This window comes from Mastigocoleus sp. MO_188.B34 (genome assembly GCF_030065675.1).
GTDB lineage: Bacteria > Cyanobacteriota > Cyanobacteriia > Cyanobacteriales > Nostocaceae > Mastigocoleus.
Genome location: NZ_JASJDK010000150.1, coordinates 1 through 16,331, shown reverse-complemented (window position 1 = coordinate 16,331; position 16,331 = coordinate 1). Strand labels below are relative to the sequence as shown.

General features: G+C 38.4%; 14 protein-coding genes and 6 pseudogenes. 11 read left to right on the top strand and 9 right to left on the bottom strand.

What is annotated here, in order from left to right:
• Positions 1–197, bottom strand: a 197-nt coding sequence (locus tag QNJ50_RS25035; RefSeq protein WP_300641021.1) for a hypothetical protein, incomplete at its 3' end; no start/stop codon positions are given.
• 585 nt (positions 198–782) lie between these two features.
• On the opposite strand from QNJ50_RS25035, the gene QNJ50_RS25030 reads away from it, so the two are divergent.
• Both QNJ50_RS25030 and QNJ50_RS25025 read left to right on the top strand, forming a co-directional pair.
• Positions 783–3,626, top strand: coding sequence for a DUF3854 domain-containing protein (locus QNJ50_RS25030; RefSeq protein ID WP_300641020.1), 2,844 nt, complete (start codon positions 783–785; stop codon positions 3,624–3,626).
• A 96-nt stretch (positions 3,627–3,722) separates the two neighbouring features.
• The gene (locus QNJ50_RS25025; RefSeq protein ID WP_300641019.1) at positions 3,723–4,676 is read left to right on the top strand and encodes a hypothetical protein; all 954 of its coding nucleotides are present in this window, start codon (positions 3,723–3,725) and stop codon (positions 4,674–4,676) included.
• Positions 4,677–5,141: 465 nt separating this feature from the next.
• Here QNJ50_RS25025 and QNJ50_RS28660 read toward each other — a convergent pair.
• Positions 5,142–5,648, bottom strand: a pseudogene (locus QNJ50_RS28660) (pentapeptide repeat-containing protein); the annotation flags it as partial.
• On the opposite strand from QNJ50_RS28660, the gene QNJ50_RS28655 reads away from it, so the two are divergent.
• Positions 5,569–5,739: a hypothetical protein gene (locus tag QNJ50_RS28655; RefSeq protein WP_366914330.1), complete on the top strand. Its 171-nt coding sequence runs from the start codon at positions 5,569–5,571 to the stop codon at positions 5,737–5,739. The pseudogene QNJ50_RS28660 and the gene QNJ50_RS28655 sit on opposite strands and share 80 nt — an antisense overlap.
• A gap of 428 nt (positions 5,740–6,167) precedes the next feature.
• On the opposite strand, the pseudogene QNJ50_RS28650 reads toward QNJ50_RS28655, so the two are convergent.
• Together QNJ50_RS28650 and QNJ50_RS25015 are read right to left on the bottom strand one after the other, a co-directional pair.
• Positions 6,168–6,419 (bottom strand): annotated as a pseudogene (locus QNJ50_RS28650) (effector-associated domain EAD1-containing protein); the annotation flags it as partial.
• 424 nt (positions 6,420–6,843) lie between these two features.
• Positions 6,844–7,152 carry a hypothetical protein gene (locus QNJ50_RS25015; RefSeq protein ID WP_300641015.1) on the bottom strand — a complete coding sequence of 103 codons (309 nt, stop codon included), beginning with the start codon at positions 7,150–7,152 and terminating at the stop codon, positions 6,844–6,846.
• 535 nt (positions 7,153–7,687) lie between these two features.
• Here QNJ50_RS25015 and QNJ50_RS25010 point away from each other — a divergent pair.
• Complete coding sequence (locus QNJ50_RS25010; protein WP_300641013.1) at positions 7,688–8,065, top strand: MobC family plasmid mobilization relaxosome protein; 378 nt, start codon at positions 7,688–7,690, stop codon at positions 8,063–8,065.
• Between the two features lie 12 nt (positions 8,066–8,077).
• Positions 8,078–9,556, top strand: coding sequence for a relaxase/mobilization nuclease domain-containing protein (locus QNJ50_RS25005; RefSeq protein ID WP_300641011.1), 1,479 nt, complete (start codon positions 8,078–8,080; stop codon positions 9,554–9,556).
• 502 nt (positions 9,557–10,058) lie between these two features.
• Here QNJ50_RS25005 and QNJ50_RS25000 read toward each other — a convergent pair.
• Together QNJ50_RS25000 and QNJ50_RS28645 are read right to left on the bottom strand one after the other, a co-directional pair.
• On the bottom strand, positions 10,059–10,430 hold the full coding sequence (locus tag QNJ50_RS25000; RefSeq protein ID WP_300641009.1) for a group 1 truncated hemoglobin: 372 nt from the start codon (positions 10,428–10,430) through the stop codon (positions 10,059–10,061).
• A gap of 263 nt (positions 10,431–10,693) precedes the next feature.
• Positions 10,694–10,906: pseudogene (locus QNJ50_RS28645) on the bottom strand (pentapeptide repeat-containing protein); the annotation flags it as partial.
• On the opposite strand from QNJ50_RS28645, the pseudogene QNJ50_RS28640 reads away from it, so the two are divergent.
• A pseudogene (locus tag QNJ50_RS28640) lies at positions 10,884–10,952 on the top strand (hypothetical protein); the annotation flags it as partial. The pseudogenes QNJ50_RS28645 and QNJ50_RS28640 overlap by 23 nt on opposite strands.
• Here QNJ50_RS28640 and QNJ50_RS28635 read toward each other — a convergent pair.
• Positions 10,934–11,317, bottom strand: a pseudogene (locus QNJ50_RS28635) (pentapeptide repeat-containing protein); the annotation flags it as partial. The pseudogenes QNJ50_RS28640 and QNJ50_RS28635 overlap by 19 nt on opposite strands.
• A gap of 427 nt (positions 11,318–11,744) precedes the next feature.
• On the opposite strand from QNJ50_RS28635, the gene QNJ50_RS24990 reads away from it, so the two are divergent.
• Complete coding sequence (locus QNJ50_RS24990; protein WP_300641005.1) at positions 11,745–11,960, top strand: hypothetical protein; 216 nt, start codon at positions 11,745–11,747, stop codon at positions 11,958–11,960.
• A gap of 389 nt (positions 11,961–12,349) precedes the next feature.
• Positions 12,350–13,081, top strand: a complete 732-nt coding sequence (locus QNJ50_RS24985) for an MT-A70 family methyltransferase (protein WP_300641002.1) — start codon at positions 12,350–12,352, stop codon at positions 13,079–13,081.
• A gap of 296 nt (positions 13,082–13,377) precedes the next feature.
• Here the strand turns inward: QNJ50_RS24985 and ruvC are convergent, their stop codons facing one another.
• Positions 13,378–13,896 carry a crossover junction endodeoxyribonuclease RuvC gene (ruvC, locus tag QNJ50_RS24980; RefSeq protein WP_300641000.1) on the bottom strand — a complete coding sequence of 173 codons (519 nt, stop codon included), beginning with the start codon at positions 13,894–13,896 and terminating at the stop codon, positions 13,378–13,380.
• Positions 13,897–14,420: 524 nt separating this feature from the next.
• Here ruvC and QNJ50_RS24975 point away from each other — a divergent pair.
• Positions 14,421–15,059 (top strand): AAA family ATPase, encoded by a 639-nt coding sequence (locus QNJ50_RS24975; protein WP_300640998.1) that lies wholly within the window; start codon positions 14,421–14,423, stop codon positions 15,057–15,059.
• Positions 15,056–15,364, top strand: coding sequence for a ribbon-helix-helix protein, CopG family (locus QNJ50_RS24970; RefSeq protein WP_300640996.1), 309 nt, complete (start codon positions 15,056–15,058; stop codon positions 15,362–15,364). Before QNJ50_RS24975 ends, QNJ50_RS24970 begins: the two co-directional genes overlap by 4 nt.
• Before the next feature lie 46 nt (positions 15,365–15,410).
• Here QNJ50_RS24970 and QNJ50_RS24965 read toward each other — a convergent pair whose 3' ends face one another.
• Positions 15,411–15,611, bottom strand: coding sequence for a hypothetical protein (locus QNJ50_RS24965; protein WP_300640994.1), 201 nt, complete (start codon positions 15,609–15,611; stop codon positions 15,411–15,413).
• 527 nt (positions 15,612–16,138) lie between these two features.
• On the opposite strand from QNJ50_RS24965, the pseudogene QNJ50_RS24960 reads away from it, so the two are divergent.
• A pseudogene (locus QNJ50_RS24960) lies at positions 16,139–16,331 on the top strand (glycosyl transferase family 1); the annotation flags it as partial.

Here is a 16,331-nt window from a genome sequence, read left to right as displayed (position 1 = left end):
TGAAAAATCTTCCTTTTGGTAGAGATTTCTGTTGATTTCATGGAAGGTATTGGGAAGTTTAGCTCAGGCACTTGCGCTTTTAAAAGGTACCAGCCGTATTTTGGGATTATTCTTTGTGTGGCGTAGATCTGGGAAGGGAGCGGCTGGTACCTTTTAAAAGCGCAAGTGCCTGAGCTAAACTTCCCAATACCTTCCATGAAATCAACAGAAATCTCTACCAAAAGGAAGATTTTTCAAGATTCTCATGATTTTTCGAGAAAAACCCCTGATTGAGCCCTATTTTCATTACACAACTTAACAATGGAACGATTTTTGGAAATTGTAATAAAACTTAACAAAACTGCCCCTCGCAGCAAACAACAGCCTCCACTTCGCAAGAGGGGTGAGCAGTAATGGCTCCCAGAATTAAATAAGGGAGCCAATTCCATCAACTCGTTTTTTCATTTCTTACTTCTATTTCTTAATGCCTTTAAATATGAGAGCCAGTTAAGAAATGTAAAAGCCCTTACATACACAAAAAAATTTGCTTGACAAGAAGTTTTCAAGCGTTTTGCTTCTTATTTAGAGTGTTATTGCCCATTTAATACAAAAAATGCGCCTAGATTAACGGTGTTAGAGCACCTCCAGACAGCATCTTAACTAAAAAACTTACTCTTATTAATTTTGTGTAGTCCCAGTTAAATTCTTCCAACTTGGACTCCATAAATCTAATAATACTTGTTTTCTATTTGTTTTGTCTACTAGGCGCAACCGTTCTCTGTCACCACAAAAGGAGAAAGCTTGTGACTAACAGTACATTAGCACCACAGTTTGAGTTAGGAAATTACGTAAATAACCCAGAATTCAAAGGAATCGACCAAAAACACTGGGATGAATGGACTTTAGGCTCAGGTGTTAGCCCGGAAATTACCAGCAAAAATATTTCGTCGCTTTACGATCCAAACGAAGTCAAGCAGATATTGAACCGGAATGTAACGCGCAAATGGAAACAACCAGAAGAACTTTGTCCTGGTTGGGTTGTGCGCGGCTTGCATCCCGATGGTTGGGAACCAACTACCTTAAGCGCCGAATACAAGCCCAATGAGACTTTACCTGATAAAAATGGTAAGTTCCGTAAGTACTTACGACCTTCTGATAGCGGCGCTTACCCATTGTTTTTGGATTGGGGAGAAGGTAACTGGGAGAAAGTGAAGCAGGATGTTTCTATTCCTCTTGGTGCGGGAGAAGGAGCAAAGAAAGCCGGTGCAATGCTTTCTCAGGGCGATGCTGCAATCTCACTTCCTGGGGTCACAACATGCCGTAAGCATGATGTTATACATCCCTGGCTAGAACCGTTTGTTACTCCGGGTAGAAAAATCTATTTATTCTTTGATGGGGACTGGCGCACTAATAAAAATGTCCACCGCGCCTTAGTTACTTGGGGTGGTTTGTTCCGTGGGCGAGGTGCAATTCCCTACGTGTTAATGCTGCCTCCTGAAACTAAGGGAATTGATGACTTTATCGTCCAATATGGTGCTGAAGCCTACAGAGAATTAGTCGAATCTGCCCCAACTTTTAAGGCTTGGTTTGAGGAATACGGTGACATGCACCGTACAGAAAAGTTTATATACCAAGTATCTACCACAGTGGAAGATACTGTTTACAAAGCCACATTTGAGGAAGGACAAGGAAAGTGGCGCACTTTTAACGGCATTTATCACAGATTTAACAGCCTTAAGGGTTATTGGGAAAATCAAACACGGGAAAGCGTATCAAAACTCATCTCACAAGAATTGAGGAAATGCTTTGAACTCAGAGAATCTGCCCAGGGCAAGATAACCGAAATCCGGAAATTTTTTACCCACAGAAACAGCAGAAGCACGTTTAATATTTGTGCCGAATCCCTAGCGGTTCCCGACATAGTCACCAATGACCATTTAATCGCCTTCCGCAATGGCACTTATAACATCAAGACCAAGGAACTACAGCCACACAACCCCCTTGATTATTTGACTTGGGGAATTGATGCCGATTATACCCCTCAAAGTGATTGCCCTGAGATTTTTGCAGGTTTCATCTATCAAACCTTTGGTGCAGAATACTTGGAACTAATCCGGGCTATTTTATCAATGTATTTAGATCCGGCTGCGCCATACGGTTACTTTGTTCATATCAAAGGTGAGAGCGGCACGGGTAAAGGAACTTTTATCAGGTTTTTAACTAGCTGCTTCCAGAAGAATACTACCCGTTCAATATCCCACTTTTCTCTTTTACAAACAGCAGAAGCACTACACCAACACCTGACTGGGGTAAGACTTTGTGTCTGCCCAGATGCAAAGAATTTCCAAGGTAAAATGACCAATTTTTATGAGCTAGTTGATAACGGCTCATTGGGTGGTCGGGCTTTGTATCAAACGGAAGGATACCAAAAAACCTGGAACGTAAGATTTGCTCTAGCTTCTACCCAATGGCTGTCCATCGAGAATTCTGGGGATGGCTGGGACAGGCGCTGTATTCCCGTGGAAACCAAACCCCGAGAAGGTGAGATGGATTTAACTTTGGGCAGCAGACTGCAATCCGTTAAGCCCCAGGTGATTTCCTGGGCGTTAAGCATGGATGTGGAACGTCGCGACGCCCTGCTAAAAAGTGCTTGCAAAATGGAGGCGATCGCAAATCTAAAACGGGAGCAAGCTACTTTTGCAGACAGCACTAAATCTTTCATTGACAGTTGCCTTATGCCTAAGCCTGACGCTAAGCCTTTAACGGATGCTGAAATTTATGAGGCTTACAAGGCTTACTGCGCCTTCAGTAGCCATAAACCCAAGTCTCTTGGAACTTTTCGCCGTGACTTAGGAACCAACATTCGCAACCACAAGAGAGAGGGCAAGGTGGAGAAAGTTAACGGTAAAGCTAAAAGACGCCCAACACAATGGGTTGACCTTGAACTCCACCCAGACCTTTTTGATGGAGCTGGCAATCTTGCATCCCGCAATTTAGTGGAAGGTGGGTTAGAAGCTTTTGAAGATTTTAAAAATAATCCGGTTACATGGTTACATGAAAAATCCGACGGTTACATGAAACAGCAGGAACTTCATGTAACCGCTGAAACGCCTTTGCAGACAGAATCACAGCCATTGGTTACATGGTTACATGAAGAGGTACCAAAAGTTGACCTCAGCAAAAAAAATAATGATTTGGTCTTGAATGATGATTCTCCCCCAGAAAACAAAAACAATGATGTTATACAAAAAAATATTTTAGGGAGTTCTCCATGTAACCATGTAACCGCTCCACGAGAGGAATCATGTAACCCTTGTACAGAGAAAGATACAGCGTTTGAAGAGCGGTTACATGAAACGAAATCAACTTCATGTAACCAGGGGGAGACTTCATGTAACCATGTAACTGAGCCTCATATTGCCAGCACTTTAGAGCAAGGTTCACGCATCAAGTTTTATCCCACCGCTGACCATGCAGAGAATGGATGGGAAGTAAGGGGAGTTGTGCAGCAAGCTGGTGAGTTACCAATAGTGGAGCATGGGATATTTGCTGGTTGTGACGTTGTTTATTGGGACTATAAGACTAAGGAAGAAAGAACTGTTTTCATAGCGGGTGGTCTGCGGGACTGGATTGTTAGAAAACTTTAAGTAGCTTCTGGTAGTCCAATAAGAAATTCGGGAAAATTTATCGTATTAAGCATCTTGTAATTCTAATGGTGCACAAAAATTATCAGGGATAATCAGATGTCAGAATTGCTAGAAATCAAACCGAAAACAGAAGTTGTCACTGCCAATGACAACAATACAGTTGTCCAGGATTTGGACAATACTGAGAATTCGGGTACTCCAGAAGAAAATATGTCGCTATCGGGCACCGTGCCTGTGCAGGATACCTCACCGCAGTCTGAGAACACTGCCACTGACTGTGACGATGGGGACACAACTGTATTTAAAGCAATTGGAGTGATTGAGGGAGAAGTCAGCTTTGGGGAGAAGAATTTTATCAAAGTTGGGGACAAGGAATATCAACTGTTCTATTCGCCCAAATACAAAAAAGCATGGAGAGCGCTACAAATCCAGGTAAAAAGGTTTGGCGCACATCAAAAACTAATTGTGCATCCACGTCCACTACATTTACCAGACCGCAATAAGCAGCCAACAATGCGTTTTCAGTTAGTAGGGTTTGGAACTGGCGAACTAATGACTGAACTTGCTGTGAATGAATTTAAACTTTCCGGGTGGTGGCAATTCATCCCTTGTAATAAATTTCCGATTTTAACGGTGGCGCGTAATTTTGATTCCGAGCAGTATGAGTTCTTTAAATCTTTGGATAGCGATCGGCAGAAAAGATATTTCAAGGCGACTCATATCCCGCTGGTTTGGCGTGATGCGCCAGTTCAACCGTTTAGATTTAACCCGCGACTAGAAAAAGATGAACAGCAACCAAGATTCTTTGTTCAATTAAAGGCGCGTTTTCTGCCAGAGAAAGGAGTGTTTGGTTTTGAGTCGTTGGTAGCACCACCGTCGCCGGAACATCCAAAGTACATAAAGGTTAAGAAACCGGAGCAGAAACCTAGTAAGGACAAAAAAGTGCGCGGTTCCAAAAAAGGCACATCAAAGAAAATTTATTCTAAAAAGAATGGTAACACCGGGAAATCTGCCCAGAAACCAAAACCCAAACAGAAGAAAGAAGCGTAATGCTTTTAACTACACGTTCTAGGAATTTCGTGTCTAACCGGCTTCTAATCCTCTTATAGCAGGGGGTGGGGAGCAGGGGGACAGAAAAATTTTACGCCCGGTAATTGGTGGTGCAAATTATTTTTCATCGGCACTGCCTTCTTCAATTATGTTGCGGTGTACTAGTACGGTAATATACTGAAATTTTTTAAAATAATCACTTATGTTCCGGAATGTTTAGCTGGTTATGGAAAAAGGAATTATTGGAGTTCTCAAAAAAATAAATCTGCGTATTGTTACGCAGATTTATAAATCATAAATTGCTTATTTATACTAATTATGTCACAAAAAAAGGCTTTTGGCACTTCCAATAAATAAAATATCCAACCTTTGCCATTCCCCCTTGGAAACCCCTGCTCCTAGCCCCCTGCCCCCTCCTACGAGAGGATTGCTATTCTTAATGGGGAACCAGAACGAAGCGAGCGATCAGGGAGTATCGCCTGGGGGGGTATCTTCAAAAATTGCTCCGCGTCGAATTAGATCAAGCTTAAGTTTTTCAGAAATTCCTGGGTTATTTGCAAATCTGGTGTTTTTGACGTTGGCACCTATAAGGTCGGCACCTATAAGGTCGGCACCTATAAGGTCGGCACCTATGAGGTCGGCACCACTAAGGTTGGCAAAACTAAGGTCGGCAAAACTAAGGTCGGCACTACTGAGGTTGGCACGACTGAGTTTGGCACTACTGAGGTCAGCACGACTGAGGTCAGCACCACTGAGGTCAGTATGACGGAGTCTGGCACGACTGAGTTTGGCACTACTGAGGTCAACACGACTGAGGTCGGCACGACTGAGTCTGGCACGACTGAGTCTGGCACGACTGAGGTCAGCACCACTGAGGTCAGCACGACTGAGGTTGGCACGACTGAGTCTGGCACGACTGAGGTCAGCACGACTGAGGTCAGCACCACTGAGGTCAGCACGACTGAGGTTGGCGCGACTGAGATTTCTAAAAATCCGAAAAGCTCCAACTAAATTGCCACGAATTAGGTTTGCAAAAACTTGTTTGGTAGTAATTGGGTTTTGACGGATATTTATATTTTTCGGTGAGAAGGTTTTAGTAGCTGATTTGTTTTCTTCTTGAGCAGATTCAAGTATCAGCTTTGCATCTTCAATATAAATACCTAATTCTTCAAGTTCTTTTAGTTCACAATTATCTCCTGACTGAATTAAATCTGCTAGTTTTTGAAGACCTTCTGGAGTGCCACAATGGGTTATTTTTATGCTACTATCTTCTACTTTCTCAATATTTAAACTTGGATCACAATCAACTTTTTGGAAAAGTAATGACACAGCTGAGTGTATTTCCTTGTCACTAAGAAATTCGTCATAACTAATGCCATGTAGTTTAATAACTAAATGATTTACCTGTTTAGTATTTGAGTGTCCACTTCTGTCTTTTGGTTTATTGGATGAGTTTACACTAGCTTGATTTAGTTTTGTCGCTTCAGCAATAGCTTTTAGTTTGGAATTTCCAGGATTTCTATTTAGTGCAGCATTAATTAAATCTTCAATCCAGTTCTGAGAATCAGCTGTTTTTATTAAATTAAATATAATGCCTTTTAAGTTAGGATCTGTAGTGATTTCATCTAGGTTTTTATTTAACTCAAAATTTAGCATTTTTTTAAGTGAAGCTTTACTAGGAAAAGCATCAAGTAAAGCATATTGTAACTCTTCACGTTTTTGACCAGATAAACCAAGATTCATTTTCTAAATTATTCTACTATAAGCATGATAAAATTCCCCCTCGTTTAGTAGCATAGTTATCGGCATTAATAAATGAATATTAATAAATATTTTAGATGATAAATACCTAAAATTTGCTATTCTTTTTTTCGTGTTTTTTATAAATTTTAACTATAGTTAACGACCATTTATTTATTTAATTATATATATTGTTATTATTATTAGTTTTCTAGTGATAAAAGAGGTAGTTTTATTTGTTGAAGTTTTTGTAGACATCTATAAATATTAGTTATTATAATGGTTTAAAAAGTATTTTTATTGTTTGGATAAGAGTAAGGGTTTTACTCGTTAAGTTTCTGCATTTGCAAGTATCTGATTAGATTGTCTATTTTGAGCAGGTTTGACAGTATCAGTAATTGAATTATTATCTTGTTCTGAACTTGAATTAACAGTCGTCTTCTGTAGACTTATTATCAACTTTATTTTTAGATTGAGATTTTTGATTTTTTGAGTTACGAATATCAGCCAAAAAATACTTAATGCGTTGAGAACTGATATTAATGTCTAAACCAGCTAAAGTTTCGGAAACTTCTGAATAAGTATATCCCAGTTTTAAAACATGTTGAATTTGGCGGTACATATTTTTAATAGCTTTACGTGCATTAACATCATCTAATTCTTTTTTATCTAATTCTTTTAAAACATCAATCGCTTTAGATATTTTGGGTTTAGATATTCGTTGTTGTTTGTTCATAAATTTCAATCATATTTTTGATTTAATTTGTCTTAATTTTTAACTCAATTTAAACGAATACTATTAATCTCATAGAATCAAAAATCAAATTAGTTAAATAATTTATTTATTTAACAGATTTAATTTAAAATTTATCTAAAAAATATTCGCTCTATAAATCTTTCTTTTTATAGATAAAAATAATGCATTTTCTCGTTATATGATAATTCTGTTTTAATTTATATTTTTTTGTTTTGTATTTTTTCTCTGGCGTGCCAAAATTCTTCTCGTTATTCCTCGGTTTTGGGAAGCAGCAGTATATTGCGTTTGTGGGGAGAGGGGGGTGAGGAGCAAGCCGTGCTTGTTGCCTGCGGCAACTCTCGCTTCGCTCGACCAGCGCTTGCCAAAGGGGCTCCCCCTTTGGAAACCCCTATCCCTCGTTACGATTCCCCCTTGTCTGCCAATACATTTCGTGTAAGTTTAGTCAGTTTCTTGCTCCTCGATAACTCCCGTTTTTATTAACAGATCGATTTTCTTAACCTCACTGTGTTGATTTATGCCCCGAAAGTTGTCAAAGAACTTGCTTAGAACTAAAAAATTAGAAGCTCGTGTCAACGCGATCGAAGACGAGATGATTAAACAAAAAGCACTTGATGCGGGACTATCGATAGCTGAATTCACAAGACGCTGTGTTTTGTTGAAGCCACTACCGCGACGAATGAGTAAAATAACTTTGACAACTTATAGAGAGTTAGCTCGCATCGGCAACAATATTAATCAACTCACCAGAGCGACAAACACAGCAATCAAAATGGGATTGCAACCACCCGCAGATTCAGGAGAAATAGAAGAACTGCGAAAGCTATTACAAAAAATTGGTCTTAAACTTTCCCAGATTGGTGATGAGGATATTGATGAAGATGACTACGATTAACTGGGAAACAGAATGATTGGCAACCAAAGTAAAGGTAAAAGTTTTCGCGGACTGCTTGACTACCTTGAGAGCAAAGATAATTCATGCTTAATTGGCGGTAATATGTTTGGCAGAAATGCCAGAGAACTAGCAAAAGAATTTCGGATATCTCGACAACTTAACCCTTCAGCAGAGAAAGTAGTTCACCATGTTTCTCTCTCACTGGCAGGTGGTGAACATTTAGATAATGATACTTGGTGCGAACTGGCTGACAAGTATATGGAAGCAATGGGTTACACAGCGAACCAATATGCCATCTATCGCCACAGCGATCGCGACCATGAACATATACATATTTGTGCCAGCAGAATTAGTTTAGATGACGGCAAGGTTACTAGGGATAGTTGGGAGTATATTCGCTCAGAACAAATCATTCGCCAACTAGAACAAGAATATGGTTTAGAACAAACAGTATCTAGCCGGGAGAAAAAAGAACGTAATTTGAGTACTGGGCAGTTAAGACGGATGGAGCGAGAACAAGCAGAATATGAGATGGGTAAGCGTGATTCTCCACCGGAACTTCCAGTCAAAAAACAATTACAAACAACTATTAATGAAGCAATAAAATCTTCTGATTCAATGCCAGAGTTTATGAAAAAACTTTTGCTTGAAAATGTTTCAGTTAGATGTGAATTTACACGCACTGGGAAGCCGAAAGGAATTAGCTATGGAATGAGTGGAATAGCTTTCTCTGGAACGAAGTTGGGTAAGGGTTATACCTTCCCAGGATTACAGAAATATGAATCGATAAAATACAACCCCAAAACTGATAAAGTATTAATAATAAATATGATGCAGTATGCTCGAACTGCAAAAAAAATTGAGGCAAGTGAGTTAGATAAAATAGTCCCAAATGGTATAATTCAACAAAATACTCAACAACAGCTAAATCAAAGGGAAGTAGCAAGATTCGCCTTGATTCTAAAAGAAGCTTGGGAGTACATAGGACGACCAAAATTTCGTGAAACAAAAAATTACTGTTTTGAGAATTACGAAGACAGACTGAAATTCACTAGAAAATCTGGTGAAGTGGTTATTGATTTACCCTTGGATGGGTCGCACTCACCAGTGTCTAATATCAAGGAAGGAGACAAAGAAACATTTGAAAAAATGTTGAAGGGATTAAGAATATCCCAAAGAAAGCAAGCAGAAAGATTCGCCTCAATTCTAAAAGAAACTTGGGACTGCTTAGGACAACCAAATTTTATTGAAACTGATATTTATGGCTTTGAGCGTGTTGAAAATCAACTAAAAGTTACCAGACCTAATGGAGAATTAGTTGCTGACTTATCTTTAGATGACTCACAAGAACCAGTGTTTAATATCGAAGAAGAAGACAAAGAAAATTTTGAGGGATTGTCAGAGATAGTAAAGGAAGTGGAACGAGAAAAAGCAGAAGAAGAAGAAGAAGAAGAACAGCAACTCAAAAGAAGTAGAGGTCTTTCATTGTAATAAGTACACCTATGTACTTATCAAAAAGTTTTGTTGACTTTTAGAAACTCTAAAAGTATTCAGCCGCCGTTGCGCTCGCTGCACTCGCTCCACTAAATAATTTTTGTCAGCGCTGCTCATTCATTCACTCAAAAAAAAATAAATTAACTCATTCTTCTGCGCACAAAAATGATTTGCGCCTGAATACTACAAAAAATTCCCGCGCAGCACTCCGAGAAAGGTCGCCCAATCTTCCGGGTTGCTTGGATCCTCAAATTGAGTAAATGTGCTTGAATCTGGTCAAGTATTTCTCAAAAATGTTATTTAGTCACATTTTTGTCAAGGTGTGTGTTACGTACCTGGCAGCGCAAATCGCTCTTTGTTCTTATAATTAAGGTGTTAATCGCGGCATCTGCCGCGAAAACAAATATATAAAAATAAGTATTAATTATTACTATTTATCTCTTAAGTAGTTTGATAGTAGTCGTTACCGAACTATATAAATGGTTAGTATTAATTAAAATCACTTGTTAAGTATATAACGTCTAAATAATTCTATGTTTTCACCTGCTTCTCTGATTAAATTATCGGCTACACTTAACTCTTGAAGTGTTGATACCAAGTGTTCAAATACTGCATCAAAATGCTCGTCTCTCAATCCACCAAATTGTTCAACTAAGTTTTGATGGGCTGTCCGCAATGAAAGACCTCTATGATAGGCACTACCACCAAATGCAAATATTAAAAAAGCTGTCTGATGTTCCCGCTGTTTTTTCATATCAATTCCAGCGAAAAAATGGTTTATTCGACTATCTTCCATAACTCGAATGTAGAACTTGTCTACAACAGCTTCGACTGCAGGCTTGCCACCAAGCCGTTCAAATAATGTACTCATATTATCAGTCAATTATTAGGATTTTAGGTATTTTTTGTGACTTAATATGGTCTGATATTGGCATAAATACCACTATCTAAATGTTTCCAATAACGTTATTGGGAAGATAAAATCAATAGGGTACGCGCTCCACGCGCTACGCGAACCGCGCGTCTTCCATGGCCAAATAAGTGTGGAAATACAGGGTAATTTTGGGTGTAGAACTGTCCCTTAGATATTGCCCAGCCTTCCAACAAAACGATTACAACTTAACCTAAAACAGATCAACTAACAAAGGCTGGGCAGTTTTGTCTATATTTTATTGAACCCTTAAAAATTGCTCCGCGTCGAATTAAATCAAGCTTAATTTCTGAAAAAATTCCTTGGTTATTTCCAAATCTGGCATTTTCGACATTGGCATCACTGAGGTTGGCATCACTGAAGTTGGCACCACTGAGGTCAGCAAGACCGAGGTTGGCACCACTGAGGTCAGCAAGACTAAGGTCAGCAAGACTGAGATCAGCAAGACTGAGGTCAGCAAGACTGAGGTCAGCAAGACTAAGGTCAGCAAGACTGAGGTTGGCAAGACTGAGGTTGACACCACTGAGGTCAGCAAGACTGAGATTGGCACCACTGAGGTCAGCAAGACTGAGATTGGCACCACTGAGGTTGGCAAGACTGAGGTTGACACCACTGAGGTTAGCAAGACTGAGGTTGGCACCACTGAAGTCGGCACCGGATGCATTCACATTAATTAAGACAGCTTCGCCAAAGTTAGTTCTTTGCACAAGGGTATTTACAAATAAAATGTTTTCTAGCCTAGTCTTGAAAAAACTAGAATCATTCAGGTCTTGAAAACTAAAATCGTTATCTACTAAATTTTGCTCCTCAAAATTTTGAACTGGCATAAGTTATGGTAAGTTGTAGTATTTTGATGCTTATGTTTGTGAAATATAGAGTCAAACATCCACTTTGTAGGGTGGATGTTAAATGTGATTCAGAAAGTATATTTAGAGATAAATTACATGAATATTAACTTGGCATTGGGCCAAGAACCTTGTAAAAGCTACATTCTGGATTTCAAAAGCATTGATTTATCATTACAAATAAAGGTGTTGATGACCATGATGTAGCAAACTTTCAAATGCATACATCATAAGGATTATCAGACCAGATTGCCGAAAATCATATGTATAAACATTTGGCAAAAAAATATACGCAATAGCCAAAGATTGCTATAACAAGTATTTGATTTAATAACTCACCGTTCGCGCATGAAGAGATGAGTAAAAGTACTCAGAATTAACGGAGACCAAAAAATGGTAATTCTGGTGTATGGACAAGAAACAGAATTACCAAATTATCTCAGAAAGAATTGATGATATTGTTTTGTTGCTGCAGGTGATGAAACAGATGGAGCTACCAGAATTAATCAATTCCTATCTACCAAACGGTCAACGGAAGCTACCGGGAAGTAGGTTATCCTTACATCCCTTGTGTTTTCTAATAATTCTTTTTTATATACCCAAAAGTAAACTATATGGGATTTAAACATCCACTTTGTAGGGTTTCATAAAAGTTACTCAAATCTCCTATCAATTTTCTTTTGTGCAATCCTGAATTCGTAAGTATATTTTTTAACTAATTTTTAATGCGTATTAATTTCGGCGATCTAGTCTGAAAATCCTTGTGATGTATGCATTTAAAAGTTTGCTACATCGTAGTCATCAACGCCTTTATTTGTAACGAACAATCAATGCTTTTGAAGCCCGGAAGGCAAATTTTTCAAGGTTCTCGGCTTGACGCCACTTCCTTTTCATAACTGTTTTTGATATTTTGTAGTTCTAAAAAATTTTAAATAATTAGAACTACATTTAAAAATGCCATTTATCGCTAAAAAGAAAACCCAAAGATGCAATTATTATTACTTGGTTAAAAGTGTGCGAATTGACGGAAGTCCAAGACATGAAATCATAAAATATCTTGGCACCTATGAAAATGCAGTTGCCCAAATATCACGCCTACGAATCGAATCAGTAAAGAAGCAAGCTTATTTAACTCGTCTGGCGAAACTTGAAGGTCTGCTTGATGTTGGAGAAGTACCACTGCCAGAAAAGGCATACCAGTGCATAGTATTGGATCCACCTTGGTTTTATAAGTTGCGAACCGGGGATAATACCCAATTAAACCCCATTCCCTACAAACCAATGAAACTTATTGAGATAAAAAAACTACCAATACCTGAATTGAGCATCCACACTGGTTGCGTTCTTTGGCTGTGGTTCACCAACAATCATTTAATTGAAGCGGCACAGTGCATTCAGGAGTGGGAGTTTGAATTGAAGACTGTTCTGACTTGGGAAAAGATTACTAAAAAAGGTACTCCTCATATAGGAACTGGGAATTGGTTGCGGAATGTTACCGAACACTGCATTTTAGCGACTAAAGGCAAGATAAAGGCTTTCTCCAATACAAAAACTTTGATCAACCAGTCAACAATTTTAAGAGCGTCATGTCGTGAATATAACCGCAAGCCAGATGAATTTTATAATTTAGTAGAGACCCTTTGTGCTGGCATGACTAAGCTAGAGATGTTTGCGCGACAATCCAGAGAAGGTTGGGATAGCTGGGGTAATGAGACGAGGATGTTTGATGAAATTGAGTTTGAGTAACACAATTTTTTGGGATTGGCTCAATGCCAAATTGGGTTTCCACGTTCTACCCAAAAAGTGGAATCAAACCCTTATACCCTTGTTGTTTCGTGAATTACGCTTCAATTTATACTGCACTTCAAAATTTCTTATAACTCAAGCCACGGCATCATAAGCCTTTTGGTGATTTCTATAAATACCACTTATACACCTTTTTTACTGCATCTCGGTGCTATGCCGTATAAAAATACTGAATAAAAATACTGCAAATTTTTGCTGCAAATAAGAATAAACTATAAAAATACATACCTCCTCAATTAGAGTTCAAACCACGCGGTTAATGCGATCGCCAATGCATCAGCAGCATCATCTGGTCGAGGGATGTGTTCTAAATCTAGCTCCTCGGCTACCGCTTCTTGAACTTCATATTTTTTCGCATTACCACGGCCAGTTAAAGCTAACTTGATTTGAGATGGAGCAAATTCTACAGTATCGATAGATTTTTGAGCTAAAGCTAGCATGATAACTCCTCTAGCTTGAGCAACCAAAATAGTACTTGACATCCGGTAGAAAAAAAATTTTTCTATTGCAACCAAGTCTGGTTTCCATTGCTCTATCAGAGTATGTAAATCATCATGCAAGGTGCATAATCTTTTACCTATCTCTGTTTTTGCTGGTGTGCGAATTACACCAAATTCAACTAATTGTACTGGGTTATTATTACTTTCAGCTGGATACCCCTTTCGGAGCCGCCGTAAGCTATCTGTATCGCAATCAATGACACCAAATCCTAAAATTGCTAAACCCGGATCTATCCCTAATATGCGTTGTTCCATTATTTTGAATAATTTTAAGACAAGCAACTGCGTTACCGTTAAGTTTTAAGGAAACGCTTAATAGCTTCCGTTATTGGTATAGAAGCAGTTCTATACGCCACAATACTTTTATCGTAACGACGTTTCCTATAAAAATGGGGCAGGCTTAAAGCCCATATAGTCAACTCGTGGATAAAAGAAGAATCTAATAAAAGCCTGCCCCATTTTTAGAAAGAGTATTTGTAAAGCGTTTAAGCATTCTTAATTGACCTATTTCATACCAAAGCAAGAAAAACTTGCCCGATTAAGACCAGCATTAAGTACATCAACTTAATTTATTAAAAATAATGCAACGATTTGTACAAAGAATTACAAAACCCCCTTAAAAAATTGGGCAGGCTTAAAGCCCATATAGTCAACTCGTGGGTAAAAGAAGAATCTAATAAAAGCCTGCCCAATTTTTATAGGAAACGTCGCTACAAATCATTATTATGAGAAAAAGCAGTATTAAAATGCAGTAATATTTACAGTATATTTTAGCAGTAATGAGCACCATATGTTTTTGTAATCTCAAGGGAGGCGTAGGCAAATCCACTACCTGCGTACATTTCATTTACTGGCTATCACAAATAAAAAAGAAGAATGTCGCGGTTATAGATGCAGATGGTCAAAGCAGTACTTCTAATTGGTTGGAGGTCATGCAACTGAAAATACCTGTATATCATATTACTGACCCAGACGAACTTGCCGACCAAGTACCTGAGTTGGAACAAGATGTAAATTACTTGGTTATTGATAATGCTGGAAATCTTGGAGATGCCACAAGGTGTACTTTACTTACTGCTTCTCTTGCAGTAATTCCTGTAACCCCTTCTGGCTTAGATATGATGTCAGCTGCATCTGCTGTGAGAATGGTCAAACAAATTCAAAAAGCCCGTAAAGGATTACCAAGTGCAGGAATATTTATTAATCGAGCAATCAAAAACACAAAACTTCTCAAAGAATCCCAGCAATTATTAACAGAAATAGAAGGAATAAATATTTTTAAACAAGTAATTTATCAAAAACAAATGATTGCCGATTCCTTTCTCCAAGGTTCTACTGTGTGGCAAATGAAAGGTGTTAAGGATGCCGCACAAGATTACGATAAATTATTTCGAGAAATTTTGAGGATGGACAAATGAATAAAAAACAATCTCGCCGCTCTTTAACAGATTTAGTGAGTGCATTTGACGTCCCAGAACTGGAAAAGAAAAAGACCAAAACCAAAAAGACTTCCACTCGTTCAAAACAGCAATCTCATCCGGAAAATAATTTACTTAATAATCTCAAGAAGTCAACAGCTAAAACTACTCGTATCACCGTTGACTTAGACCCAGAAACATACGATGAGCTTGAAAAACTCTGCGAGTATACCGGACAGCCTAAAGCTAAGCTGATACGTGGTTTGATTAAAGAAGCCACAAAACTACTGGAAAATATGCAGTAAATATTTACTGTTATTTATACTGTTATTTTTACCGTAAATAATCGTTTTAAATTCGTTTTAATTCTGGGATTATTGATGCTGATAATCTTAATTCTTTACCATCTGTTTTCTTAAAAATCAAATATTTCTTATCTGTATCAGGGCGTACATACATGATTAGATGCAATTCATCGTTAGTGTCAAAATATTTGTAAATTGCATCAACTTGTAACTCAATAGTTTTAACTGGTTTGTGCGGAAATATCATTACGTTCTACTGCCTGCAACACTAATATATAGCGTAGCGGATAAAGGGAGGATATTTTAAGTAATCCGCCCTTTTTTCAGCTAGAGTTAAATGAGTGAGTAAAAATTCTATTTCGCGGCTGTTAAAAAAATTTCAACTGGGACTATTTCATTGGATATTGCTACATTGATTGGGGTTGGAAGTATAGCGGAAAGAAAACGTATGCATCTGTAAATTAGACTCTTTTTTGATGTCTAAAAATCATTACTCATTACTCATTACTTCTTACTGACGATGAATACCGTAAAACCACAGAAAAACAAAGTTCCCAGAGATTCATAACTCGAATTGAGTATAAGTTGACTGTGATGTTCGGCGCGTGGCTTAAATGGTCGAAGTAAGGAATTTTGATCGTTTGAGGGGTATCGAGTCTTACAGCGAATAAAGTTAGAGTAGAATGTGAAACGCACTTAGAAAAGGGTTAAGCAGATTAAATTGCGCCATAGCTGTAAACTGAATCACATATCTCTTGTGCTCCCGAAAATCTTATGACTCATTTTGGCATCATTTGTCCTGCTGCTGCTGGTCATCTTAACCCTATGACTACTTTAGGTTACGAACTCAAACACCGTGGTCATCGCGTCACCGTATTAGGAATTGAAGACGCTCAAGCAAAAGTTCTAGCCGCAGGATTAGAATTTCAGGTGATTGGCAAGTCGGATTTTCCCAAAGGAGCAACGA

Bases quoted from the DNA above. Each gene is read 5' to 3' on its own strand.
- QNJ50_RS25025 (WP_300641019.1), top strand. From the start codon at position 3,723: ATGTCAGAATTGCTAGAAATCAAACCGAAAACAGAAGTTGTCACTGCC.
- QNJ50_RS25015 (WP_300641015.1), bottom strand. From the start codon at position 7,152: ATGAACAAACAACAACGAATATCTAAACCCAAAATATCTAAAGCGATT.
- QNJ50_RS25010 (WP_300641013.1), top strand. From the start codon at position 7,688: ATGCCCCGAAAGTTGTCAAAGAACTTGCTTAGAACTAAAAAATTAGAA.
- QNJ50_RS25005 (WP_300641011.1), top strand. From the start codon at position 8,078: ATGATTGGCAACCAAAGTAAAGGTAAAAGTTTTCGCGGACTGCTTGAC.
- QNJ50_RS25000 (WP_300641009.1), bottom strand. From the start codon at position 10,430: ATGAGTACATTATTTGAACGGCTTGGTGGCAAGCCTGCAGTCGAAGCT.
- QNJ50_RS24990 (WP_300641005.1), top strand. From the start codon at position 11,745: ATGGACAAGAAACAGAATTACCAAATTATCTCAGAAAGAATTGATGAT.
- ruvC (WP_300641000.1), bottom strand. From the start codon at position 13,896: ATGGAACAACGCATATTAGGGATAGATCCGGGTTTAGCAATTTTAGGA.
- QNJ50_RS24975 (WP_300640998.1), top strand. From the start codon at position 14,421: ATGAGCACCATATGTTTTTGTAATCTCAAGGGAGGCGTAGGCAAATCC.
- QNJ50_RS24970 (WP_300640996.1), top strand. From the start codon at position 15,056: ATGAATAAAAAACAATCTCGCCGCTCTTTAACAGATTTAGTGAGTGCA.
- QNJ50_RS24965 (WP_300640994.1), bottom strand. From the start codon at position 15,611: ATGATATTTCCGCACAAACCAGTTAAAACTATTGAGTTACAAGTTGAT.